Raw genomic sequence first — 10,479 nt, 5'->3', positions numbered from 1 at the left:
TTGAGCCGCAGGCGAGTTCTGCGAGACCCCGCCCGTCGCGAGCAGCGCAGGGAAGCCCGAAGGGCCGGTGACGTCGGCCGCCCAAGGGCACAGCATCCATCGCCGCCAACCCCGGAAGGCTACAAGCGGCCGCGCAACAAAGCCCTCCAAAAAAGCGCAAGGGGTTTTCCCGCTTTCAAGCGATGTCATAACAAAGTCATACTGCCGCGGTCCAATGTAATCGATTACATGAACACCGCACGATGAGCATTCAAGCCGTAGCAGCCAAAGCCAAGGTCTCCGTGGCCACCGTGTCGCGGGTCTTCAATTTCCCCGACAAGGTCACGCCCGCCACGCGCGAGCTGGTCGAGCGCGTGGCGCGCGAACTCCACTATGTGCCCAACGCCAGCGCGCGCACCTTGCGCACCCAGCGCAGCCGCGCGCTGGGCGTCGTGCTGCCCACGCTGCTGAACCCGACCTTTGCCGAGTGCCTGCAGGGCATCGCGCGCGCGGCCATCGCCGGTGGCTACGCGATCCTTCCCGTCACCACGGGCTACCGGCTCGACGAAGAAGAGCGCGCGGTCCAGCTGCTGCTCGCAGGCAACGTCGACGGGCTGATTCTGGTGGTTTCCAACCCTTCCACCTCGAAAGCGCTCGCGCGCCTGCGCACCACCGGCACGCCTTATGTGCTTGCGTACAACCGGCATGCGGACCACCCCTGCGTCACCGTGGACAGCGAAGCCGCCGTGGCCGATGCGGTCGCGCGCCTCGTGTTGCTCGGCCATCGCCGCATCGCGATGGTCAGCGGCACGCTCGCCGCATCCGACCGCGCGCAGCAGCGCTATCGCGGCTACCAAAGGGGCATGGCGGATGCAGGGCTCAAAGCCCCTTCGCTGATCGAAGTGCCCTTCGTTGAAAGCGCCGTCGATGCGCTCGCCAGCGTGCTGCAGGCCGACGACCGCCCCACCGCGCTCGTCTGCTCGAACGACCTGCTCGCCATCCGCAGCATCCGCGCCGCGCACCTGGGCGGGCTCTCGGTGCCCGATGATCTCAGCGTGATCGGCTTCGACGGCATCGCGCTCGGTGAAGACTTGACGCCCGCCCTCACCACCATCGCGCAACCCAACAGCGACATCGGTCGCCACAGCGTCGAGCTGCTGATGCAGGCCATGGCCGGCGGCATCACGCTGCAGGCCGACGCGAGCCTGCTGCTGCCCCACACCTTCCGCGACGGCGAATCGTGCGCATCCGCGTGCGACGTTGCCACAAGCTGATCGCTTCTCTCCCCCGCCAACTCTCATCCACTCCAGGAGCTTCTTCATGTCCCTCCGTCTCCCCCGCATCGCCCGCCTGGGCCTCGTCGCCGCCACGCTCGTTGCGGCAAGCAGCGTCATGGCCCAGACCGCCATTTGCTACAACTGCCCCACCGAGTGGGCCGACTGGGGCACGCAGCTCAAGGCCATCAAGGCCAAGACCGGCGTCACCGTGCCGGCCGACAACAAGAACTCGGGCCAGTCGCTCGCCCAGCTCGTCGCCGAGAAGGCCAGCCCCGTGGCCGACGTCACCTACCTGGGCGTGACCTTCGCGGTGCAGGCCGCCAAGGACGGCGTGGTCGAGCCCTACAAGCCAGCCGCGTGGAACGACATTCCCGAAGGCCTGAAGGACCCGGCCGGCAACTGGTTCACCATCCACTCGGGCACGCTCGGTTTCATGGTCAACGTCGATGCGCTCAAGGGCAAGCCGGTCCCCAAGTCGTGGGCCGACCTGCTCAAGCCCGAATACAAGGGCCTCATCGGCTACCTGGACCCCGCCTCGGCCTTCGTCGGCTACGTGGGCGCGGTGGCAGTCAACCAGGCGCGCGGCGGCACGCTGGACAACTTCACGCCGGGCATCGACTACTTCAAGGCGCTGCAGAAGAACGAGCCCATCGTGCCAAAGCAAACGTCCTATGCACGCGTGCTCTCGGGCGAGATCGCGATCCTGCTGGACTACGACTTCAACGCCTACCGCGCCAAGTACAAGGACAAGGCCAACGTCGCCTTCGTCATCCCTGCCGAAGGCACGCTGGTGGTGCCCTATGTGATGAGCCTGGTCGCCAAGGCGCCGCATGCGGCCGACGCGAAGAAGGTGCTCGACTTCACGCTGTCCGACGAAGGCCAGGCCATCTGGGCCAAGGCCTACCTGCGGCCGGTGCGCGCCAACGCGATGCCCAAGGAGATCGAGGCGCAGTTCCTGCCGGCGAGCGAATACGCGCGCGCCAAGAGCGTGGACTACGCGCGCATGGCCGAGGCGCAGCGCGCGTTCTCCGACCGCTACCTCAAAGAGGTGCGCTGAGCGCCGAGTCCACGAGATGAAGCCCGCCAACGCCTGGAACCCACGCTGGCGCCTCATCGCCTGCGTGGCACCCGCAGCCGCCTTCTTCACGGCCTTCTGGCTGCTGCCGGTGGTGCGCCTGCTGACGCTGCCGGCCGACAAGGGCTGGGCCACCTACTTCGCGGTGCTGACCGACGCGCGCTACCTGCAGAGCATGGCCAACACCGTGGCACTGTCGGTGGCGGTGACGCTGGCAACGCTGGTGCTGGGCGCGGCGGTGGGCATCTATCTCGCGCGCCATGCCTTCATCGGCAAGCGCGTGCTGCTGTCGCTGCTCACGCTGCCGCTGTCGTTTCCGGGCGTGATCATCGGCTTCTTCGTGATCCTGCTGGGCGGGCGGCAAGGGCTGGTGGCTGACGTGAGCGACAGCCTGTTCGGCGAGCGCATCACCTTTGCGTACGGCCTGCTCGGCCTTTTCCTCGCGTACCTGTATTTCTCCTTGCCGCGTGCCATTGCCACCTACACCGCCGCGGCCGAGTCGATGAACGTGCAGCTCGAAGAAGCGGCGCGCTCGCTCGGCGCCTCGCGCCTTCGCGTGGCGCGCGACGTGTGGATGCCCGAGCTCGCGCCCACCACGCTGGCTTGCGGCGCGATCCTGTTCGCCACCTCGATGGGCGCGTTCGGCACGGCATTCACGCTGGCCAGCAAATTCGAGGTGATCCCGATCACCATCTACAACGAGTTCACCAACTACGCCAACTTCGCGCTCGCCGCGTCGCTGTCGATCTCGCTGGGCCTCGTGACCTGGCTGGTGCTGTTCGTCGCGCGGCGCTTCGGGGCGAATCCCGTCGCGCGCTGAAAGAGGAACCCGCATGCGCAAGAACACGCAACCCAAAGCGCCCTTCCTGCTCGCGGTCACGGTGATCGTGAGCCTCTTCATGATCGCGCCGATGTTGCTGTCGGTGATGGCGGGGCTGGTCAACAACTACAGCGCGGGCCTCAAAAGCGGGCTCACGCTGCGCTGGCTCGGCGAGGTGTGGGAAAACTATGGCGGCACCGTCGGCTGGTCGATCGCGCTGGCCGTCGCCTGCGTGATCGGCACCGTGCTGCTGGGCGTGCCCTGCGCTTATGCGCTCGCGCGAAGCCGCTCGCGGGTCGCGCGCGTCTTCGAGGAGCTGCTGACGCTGCCGGTCGCGGTGCCGGGTCTTGCCACGGCGCTCGCGCTGATTCTGGCCTACGGCCAGCTCACCGCCTTTCGCACCAGCTTCGCCTTCATCCTCGTGGGCCACATCATCTTCACGCTGCCGTTCATGGTGCGCACCGTGAGCTCGGCCTTCCAGCGCGACGACCTGCTCGCGCTGGAAGAAGCCGCGCGCTCGCTGGGCGCGAACTTCCGCCAGCGCTTCATGGGCATCCTGGTGCCTGCCGTGTTCCCTGCCATCGTGGCCGGCAGCCTGATGGTGTTCACGCTCTCGGTGGGCGAGTTCAACCTCACCTGGATGCTGCACACACCGCTCACGCGCACGCTGCCCGTGGGCCTGGCCGACAGCTATGCCTCGATGCGCATCGAGATCGGCTCGGCCTACACGCTGGTCTTCTTCGCCGTCATCCTCCCAGTGCTGTGGGGACTGCAATACCTTGCCAACCTGATTCAGAAACGCCATGGAACTTGAACGCATTCCCATCGACATCTCGAACTGCGCCAAGACCTACGCCGACGGCACGCGCGGCCTGCAGCCGACGAACCTGCATGTGGAGCCCGGCGAGGTGCTCGCGCTGCTCGGCCCCTCGGGCTGCGGCAAGACCACGCTGCTGCGCCTGATCGCGGGGCTGGAAGCGCCCGACGCGGGCAGCCGCATCGTCTTCGGCGACCAGGACGTGACCGATCGCCCCGTCGAGCATCGCGGCGTGGGCATGGTGTTCCAGAGCTACGCGCTCTTTCCGCAGATGACGGTGGCGGCCAACATCGGCTATGGCCTGCGCATCCGCGGTGTGTCAGCCGATGAAGAGAAACGCGCGGTGGGCGAGCTGGTCGACCTCGTGCGCCTCAACGGCCTGGAGAACAAACGCCCCGCCGAACTCTCCGGCGGCCAGCGCCAGCGCGTGGCGCTCGCGCGCGCCGTGGCCGTGCGCCCCCGCGTGCTGCTGCTGGACGAGCCGCTGGCCGCGCTGGACGCCAAGCTCAAGGAATCGCTGCGCGACGAGCTTGCCGAACTGCTGCGCCGCCTGCACATCACCGCCATCCACGTCACGCACGACCAGCAGGAAGCGCTGGCCATCGCCGACCGCCTCGCGGTGATGCGCGCCGGCCGCATCGTGCAGGTGGGCCGCGGCGAAGACCTGTACCGCGCGCCCGCGCATCCCTTCGTCGCGGAGTTCCTGGGCCGGGTCAACCGGCTGGAGCGCGCCCCCGATGCGATTGCGCAAGGCGTCGTCCGACTGGGTGGAAGCACCCTGCCTTGCCCTCCCGCCTGGCAGAGCCATGCGATGCTGCTGGTGCGGCCCGAAGATGTCGAAGTGAGCGCGCCCCGGCCCGACTGGGGCACGGCCACCGTCGAACGCCGCACCTTCCTCGGCGACCGTGTGCAGCTTCAGCTGCGCGTGCAGGACCAGCCGATGCTCGTGGCCGACGTCGGGCGCGACAACCCCTTCGGTCCGGGCGATCCGGTCGGCCTTCGCGTCCACCCCGATCGCCTGATGACCTCGCAGGAAACCAGCGCATGACAAGCACAACAACCCCAGACACCTTCCTGGTCCAGCTGACCGACCTTCACATCCGCGAGCCGGGCCGGCTGGCCTATGGCCGCATCGACACGGCGCCCTACCTCCAGCAAGCCGTGCAGTCGGTGCTCGCCCTCGCGCAACAACCCGATGCGGTGGTGATCACCGGCGACCTGACCGACTTCGGCCGCGCCGCCGAATACGAACACCTGGCACGCCTGCTCGCGCCGCTGGCCATGCCGGTCTACCTGCTGCCCGGCAACCACGACGACCGCGAACAGTTGCGCAAGAGCTTCCCCGGTCACTCTGATTACCTCGGCACGGGCGACGACACGGCCGGCTTCATCCAGTATTCGGTGCGCGTCGGCGGGCTGCGGCTGCTCGCACTCGACACCTGCGTGCCGGGCGAGAGCCACGGCACGCTGTGCAACAAGCGGCTGGGCTGGCTCGAAGCGCAACTGGACGCCTGCCGCGGCGAGCCCGTCGTCGTCGCGATGCACCATCCGCCCTTCACCACGCTGATCGGCCACATGGACGAAATCGGCCTGCTGCAAGGCGCCGATGCGCTCGAAGCGCTGATCGCCCGCCATCCGAACGTGGAGCGCGTGATCTGCGGCCACCTGCACCGCGCCATCGATGTGCGCTTCGGCGGCACCATCGCCTCGACCTCGCCGGCGCCCGCGCACCAGGTCTGCCTCGACCTGGCGCCCGGCGCCCCCTCGGCCTGGACGCTGGAGCCGCCGGGCTTTCGCGTGCATGCGTGGTCCGCGCGCGCCGGACGGCTGGTCACCCATCTGGCGGCTTCCGGCCGCTTCGACGGTCCGTTCCCCTTCCACGACAACGGAGCGCTCATCGATTAGGACGAATTCGCCGCGTGTGGAAAATGGGGGTCCAAACGAACCCAAACGAAAAGGACAGAACCCGACCCCATGAAGCATCTCCTGAATCTGCTGGCGGCAGTCGCACTGCTGGTGTGGGGCACCCATCTGGTTCGCACCGGCGTGCTGCGCGTGTTCGGCGCCAACCTGCGCAAGATCCTCGTGCAGAGCATGCGCAACCGCTTCACGGCCGCTCTCTCGGGCATCGGCGTGACGGCGCTGGTGCAGTCGAGCACCGCCACGTCGCTCATGACCTCGTCCTTCGTCGGGCAGGGCCTGGTCACGCTACCGGCGGCGCTGGCGGTGATGCGGGGGGCGGACGTGGGCACCGCGCTGATCTCGGTGCTGTTCTCGGCGGACCTCTCGTGGCTCTCGCCGATGTTCATCTTCGTGGGGGTGGTGCTGTTCATCACGCGCTCGGCCACCGTGGCGGGCCGCGTGGGGCGGGTGCTGATCGGCCTGGGGCTGATGCTGCTCGCGCTGCAGCTGGTGGTGGCCGCCACCGAGCCGCTGTTTTCCTCGCCGGCCGTGCGCGCCCTGCTGGCCTCGATCAGCAGCGACGTGCTTCTGGAGATCACCATCGGCGCGGTGCTGGCCATCGTGGCCTATTCGAGCCTGGCGGTGGTTCTGCTGGTCGCGGCCATGGCCACCTCCAATGTGGTGCCGCTGGACGTTGCGCTGGGCCTGGTGCTGGGCGCCAACCTCGGCAGCGGCCTGCTCGCGGTGCTGACCACGGCCAAGTCGGCGGTGTCGGTGCGGCAGGTGACGGTCGGCAATCTGGTCTTCAAGGCGCTGGGCGTGGCGATCATCGCGCCGTTCGTCGGACTGTGGATCCGCTACGTGCAGCCCGAGCTGCCGAACCAGACGCATGGCGTGGTGCTGTTCCACCTGGCCTTCAACGTCATCATCAGTGTCGGCTTCATCGGCCTCACGCAATGGGTGGCCAAGCTGGTCACGCGGATGCTGCCCGTGCCGCAGCAGCCCGCGGGCACCAGCCGGCCGCATCACCTGGACCCGTCGGCGCTGTCGACGCCCTCGCTCGCGATCTCGAATGCCGCGCGCGAGGCGCTGCACCAGGCCGACATCGTGGAGACCATGCTGATCGGCGTGCTCGACGTGATCCGCAACAACGACACGCGGCTGTCGCAGGAGCTGCGGCAACTGGACGACACGGTGGACGAGCTGTACTCGGCCATCAAGTACTACATGACGCGCATCTCGCGCGAGGCGCTGGGCGAAGAAGAAAGCCGGCGCTGGACGGACATCATCAGCTTCACGATCAACATGGAGCAGATCGGCGACATCATCGAGCGCGTGATCATCGATGTCGAGGACAAGAAGATCAAGCCGCAGCGCAATTTCTCCCAGGCCGGAATGGCCGAGATCGTCGAACTGCACGGGCGCCTGGTGGCCAATCTGCGGCTGAGCATGAGCGTGTTCCTGAATGGCAATGTCCGGGATGCGCAGAAGCTTCTGGAAGAGAAGGCACGTTTTCGGGACCTGGAGCGGGCTTATGCGACGACTCATCTGGATCGGTTGTCGGACCGGACCACGCTCAGCATCGAAACGAGTTCGCTGCATATCGACCTGATCAGCGATCTGAAGCGGATCAATTCGCACATCTGCTCCATTGCTTATCCGATTCTGGAGTCGGCTGGGGCTTTGGCGCCTAGCAGGTTGCGGGAGTCGCGGTTGGGGAAGATGGAGGGGTAGTCTTTTTTGATTCCGAGGCCGGGTCTCGGCCCGGCGGGCGACCCTGCTGTGTGCGTCCCGCAGCGAAGCTGCGGGCAACCTGCGGTGCTCCGCTCCTCGGCGCACCCAGAAGGGCTTTGGACGCGCCATCGCTGCGCTCGGCTTCGCAGCGTGTCGGATCAAAGTCACTCTTTCCACGCTCAACGAACTGGGCGATCGCAGTGCATTCGCAAATTTTCCAACGCCGCCTTCATCTGGAGCGCAATGGCCCAGCCGCCGCCCTCCATGGCGCTAACCTCAAGTGCAGCCGGGTCTTCTGTCTGGAGCACGCGGATATCGAATTTCTCATCGGTATCGTCGAAGTGCATCTTGATGTCTGCGTTCTCGAGCGACACGACGACAACGTCGCTCGAACCGAAAACGCTGCCGGCGGTTACCGTGATCGTCAGCTGACATGACTCAGACACTTCGTATCGCCAACGACGGTCAAGGCCTGGCTGATCGCCGAGCGAGTTCATCTTTTCCAAGAGTTCGGAGCGCGTCATTTCCGACGGGTTGATCGTTGGCACATCTTCCTTGGGATAGCCGTCGGAGCACGCGGCTCCCAGGAAAGCCAGAAGACACAGCAGGATCACACACCAACGCACGGGCACCCCGGTGGTGCCGGGTTCGCGTGCATAGGTCGCACGACCCACGCTCATTTTTTATCGGCGCTTTCTTCGGGATTTTTCGCCGCGGACCCCCTGCCCGGGCGAGTTGCAAGCACCTTGTCGATGGTCTTGCCGTCCATGTCGACGATCTCAAAACGCCAGCCTTCCCACTCGACCGTATCCGCGGTCTTGGGTAGCCGACCGGTCAGCAGCATCATCATTCCGCTGAGCGTGTGGTAGCGGCCGCGGTCCTCTTCGGGCACTTCATCGAGCGCAAGACGGTCCTTCAACTCAGGCACGGGGATGTGGCCGTCGAGCAGCCAGCTTCCATCCTCGCGCTGCACAGCCCAGGACGTCTCGGGATCGCGCGGCTGGAATTCACCGGTGAGCGCCTCGATCAGGTCCTGCAAGGTCACGATGCCCTGGAGCTGGCCGTACTCGTCGACAACGAAAGCCATGTGAACGTCCGACTGACGAAAGTTGTCGAGGAGCTCCATGCCTGTCAAGGTTTCAGGGACGTACAACGGCGCTTGCATCGCATGGCTCGCCAGGTCGCGCGGGCCACCGCGCAGCGCCTGGGAAAGCCACTTGCGTGCATTGATGACGCCTACCAGGCCGTCCAGCCCACCACGCACCACAGGGAAATGCGCGTGATCCGCCGCCTCGATGCGCGCCAGGTTTTCTTCGAATGACAGGTCCAGGTCAAGCGATGTCACGTCGCCTCGCGGCACCATCAGCGAGCCGATCTGGCGATCGTCGAGCCGGAACACATTGCGCACCATCACATGCTCGTGCGATTCGATCACGCCTGCAGTCGTGCCTTCGGCCAACATGGCGTGGATCTCCTCTTCCGTCACCGGGCTGCCGCTGGTTTCCTTCACGCCCAGGAGACGCAGGAGCGTACGGGTCGATACCGACAGCAGCACGACGAACGGCTTGGTCGCCATCGCCAGCCAGTTGATCGGCTGTGCCACCAACCGGGCGAAGGTTTCGGGGTACGACTGACCGATGCGCTTGGGCACCAGTTCGCCGACGACGATCGAGAAGTAGGTGATCAGCAACACCACCAGGCCAGTCGCGCCATAGCTGCCCCAGGGCGCTGGCACGCCCAACGAGGTCAGCCATTCGGCCAGAGGCGCGGCCAGCGCCGCCTCCCCCACGATGCCGTTGAGCACGCCGATGGAGGTGATGCCGATCTGGATCGTCGACAGGAACCGCGTTGGGTCCTGACCGAGCTTGATGGCTGCGGCAGCCGAGCGGTTGCCCTCATCCACCAGCTTCTGCAGCCGGGCCTTGCGCGCAGTGACAAGCGCGATCTCGGACATGGCAAACAGGCCGTTGAGAAGGATGAGAGCGAAAAGTATGGCGATTTCCATGGGGACGATCAGAAGTTGAACAAGAAATTCAGTGCGGACTCAGCAGGCCGCCGAGCAAAAGTGCCAGCACCAGCGTGCCCAGAACCAGGCGGTAGTACACGAAGGGCAGGTAGCCGCGCGTAGACACCAGTTTGAGAAAAACGACGATGACGGCGTAGCCGACGCCGAACGCGATCACGGTGGCCAGCGCCGTGGGGCCTGGGGCCACCGGGCTGCCGATGTCCCAGCTGCGGTAGAGCTGATAGAAACCCGACGCAAGCACCGCGGGAATGGCCAGCAAGAATGAATAGCGGGCCGCCGCGTCGCGTGTGTAGCCCATCAGAAGACCTGCGGTGATGGTGCCGCCGGAACGCGATACCCCCGGAATCAACGCCATCGCCTGTGCCAGTCCGAAGAGCAGCCCGTCCCGCCAGGTCAGCGTAGACAGCGAACGCTGCTTGCGGCTGAAACGGTCGGCCGCTCCGAGGAGAAGACCGAAAGCAATCAGCATCGCGGCTGTGATGTAGAGATTGCGCAAGGATCCTTCGATCGCATCCTTGAACAACAGGCCCAGGACGGCGATCGGCAGCGTGCCGACGATGATCAGCCAGCCCATGCGTGCGTCGGGGTCGCTGGGGCGTTTGCCGCCTGCGAGCGAGGCAAGCCAAGCCGCGGCGATGCGCGCGATGTCGCGCCGAAAGTAGAGCAGCACGGCCGCCTCGGTGCCGATCTGTGTGATCGCCGTGAAAGCCGCACCGGGATCGCCGCCCGAGGGCAGCAGCGGCCCGATGATGCGCAGGTGCGCGCTGGACGACACCGGCAGAAACTCCGTCAACCCCTGTACCAGGCCCAGGAAGGCCGCCTCCGCCCATGTACTCATCGGCTCACTCA

At 66.2% G+C, this 10,479-nt stretch carries 10 protein-coding genes; 7 read left to right on the top strand and 3 right to left on the bottom strand.

The features are described 5' to 3' along the window. Positions 1-242 precede the first annotated feature (242 nt). The 7 genes from ABIC90_RS25025 to ABIC90_RS24995 all read left to right on the top strand — a co-directional run bounded on the left by ABIC90_RS25025 (position 243) and on the right by ABIC90_RS24995 (position 7,604). Complete coding sequence (locus ABIC90_RS25025; RefSeq protein ID WP_354359012.1) at positions 243-1,253, top strand: LacI family DNA-binding transcriptional regulator; 1,011 nt, start codon at positions 243-245, stop codon at positions 1,251-1,253. A gap of 46 nt (positions 1,254-1,299) precedes the next feature. Beyond that, positions 1,300-2,313 carry an ABC transporter substrate-binding protein gene (locus tag ABIC90_RS25020; RefSeq protein WP_354359010.1) on the top strand — a complete coding sequence of 338 codons (1,014 nt, stop codon included), beginning with the start codon at positions 1,300-1,302 and terminating at the stop codon, positions 2,311-2,313. 16 nt (positions 2,314-2,329) lie between these two features. Then, entirely contained in the window at positions 2,330-3,151 is an 822-nt protein-coding gene (locus ABIC90_RS25015; protein WP_354359008.1) for an ABC transporter permease, read from the top strand. Positions 3,152-3,164: 13 nt separating this feature from the next. Continuing rightward, positions 3,165-3,965 carry an ABC transporter permease gene (locus tag ABIC90_RS25010; RefSeq protein ID WP_354359006.1) on the top strand — a complete coding sequence of 267 codons (801 nt, stop codon included), beginning with the start codon at positions 3,165-3,167 and terminating at the stop codon, positions 3,963-3,965. Next, entirely contained in the window at positions 3,955-5,016 is a 1,062-nt protein-coding gene (locus ABIC90_RS25005) for an ABC transporter ATP-binding protein (protein ID WP_354359004.1), read from the top strand. Before ABIC90_RS25010 ends, ABIC90_RS25005 begins: the two co-directional genes overlap by 11 nt. Continuing rightward, positions 5,013-5,873: a phosphodiesterase gene (locus ABIC90_RS25000; protein ID WP_354359002.1), complete on the top strand. Its 861-nt coding sequence runs from the start codon at positions 5,013-5,015 to the stop codon at positions 5,871-5,873. Before ABIC90_RS25005 ends, ABIC90_RS25000 begins: the two co-directional genes overlap by 4 nt. A 69-nt stretch (positions 5,874-5,942) precedes the next feature. Continuing rightward, entirely contained in the window at positions 5,943-7,604 is a 1,662-nt protein-coding gene (locus ABIC90_RS24995; RefSeq protein ID WP_354359000.1) for a Na/Pi cotransporter family protein, read from the top strand. A gap of 179 nt (positions 7,605-7,783) precedes the next feature. Here ABIC90_RS24995 and ABIC90_RS24990 read toward each other — a convergent pair whose 3' ends face one another. Genes ABIC90_RS24990 through ABIC90_RS24980 form a run of 3 tightly spaced genes read right to left on the bottom strand, consistent with a single transcriptional unit; the run spans position 7,784 to position 10,468 of the window. After that, positions 7,784-8,284: a hypothetical protein gene (locus tag ABIC90_RS24990; RefSeq protein WP_354358998.1), complete on the bottom strand. Its 501-nt coding sequence runs from the start codon at positions 8,282-8,284 to the stop codon at positions 7,784-7,786. Beyond that, positions 8,281-9,609: a hemolysin family protein gene (locus ABIC90_RS24985; protein WP_354358996.1), complete on the bottom strand. Its 1,329-nt coding sequence runs from the start codon at positions 9,607-9,609 to the stop codon at positions 8,281-8,283. Before ABIC90_RS24985 ends, ABIC90_RS24990 begins: the two co-directional genes overlap by 4 nt. A gap of 28 nt (positions 9,610-9,637) precedes the next feature. Then, positions 9,638-10,468: an undecaprenyl-diphosphate phosphatase gene (locus ABIC90_RS24980; RefSeq protein ID WP_354358994.1), complete on the bottom strand. Its 831-nt coding sequence runs from the start codon at positions 10,466-10,468 to the stop codon at positions 9,638-9,640. Positions 10,469-10,479 lie beyond the last annotated feature (11 nt).

Source organism: Variovorax boronicumulans, assembly GCF_040544675.1.
Classification (GTDB): domain Bacteria; phylum Pseudomonadota; class Gammaproteobacteria; order Burkholderiales; family Burkholderiaceae_C; genus Variovorax; species Variovorax boronicumulans_D.
Note: the sequence above shows the minus strand (reverse complement) of the source record. Positions and strands in the feature narration are given on the sequence as shown.

Excerpts from the sequence above, each read along its gene's own strand:
- ABIC90_RS25010 (WP_354359006.1), top strand. The coding sequence starts at position 3,165 with ATGCGCAAGAACACGCAACCCAAAGCGCCCTTCCTGCTCGCGGTCACG.
- ABIC90_RS24995 (WP_354359000.1), top strand. The coding sequence starts at position 5,943 with ATGAAGCATCTCCTGAATCTGCTGGCGGCAGTCGCACTGCTGGTGTGG.
- ABIC90_RS25015 (WP_354359008.1), top strand. The coding sequence starts at position 2,330 with ATGAAGCCCGCCAACGCCTGGAACCCACGCTGGCGCCTCATCGCCTGC.
- ABIC90_RS24980 (WP_354358994.1), bottom strand. The coding sequence starts at position 10,468 with ATGAGTACATGGGCGGAGGCGGCCTTCCTGGGCCTGGTACAGGGGTTG.
- ABIC90_RS25025 (WP_354359012.1), top strand. The coding sequence starts at position 243 with ATGAGCATTCAAGCCGTAGCAGCCAAAGCCAAGGTCTCCGTGGCCACC.
- ABIC90_RS24985 (WP_354358996.1), bottom strand. The coding sequence starts at position 9,609 with ATGGAAATCGCCATACTTTTCGCTCTCATCCTTCTCAACGGCCTGTTT.
- ABIC90_RS25020 (WP_354359010.1), top strand. The coding sequence starts at position 1,300 with ATGTCCCTCCGTCTCCCCCGCATCGCCCGCCTGGGCCTCGTCGCCGCC.
- ABIC90_RS25005 (WP_354359004.1), top strand. The coding sequence starts at position 3,955 with ATGGAACTTGAACGCATTCCCATCGACATCTCGAACTGCGCCAAGACC.
- ABIC90_RS25000 (WP_354359002.1), top strand. The coding sequence starts at position 5,013 with ATGACAAGCACAACAACCCCAGACACCTTCCTGGTCCAGCTGACCGAC.
- ABIC90_RS24990 (WP_354358998.1), bottom strand. The coding sequence starts at position 8,284 with ATGAGCGTGGGTCGTGCGACCTATGCACGCGAACCCGGCACCACCGGG.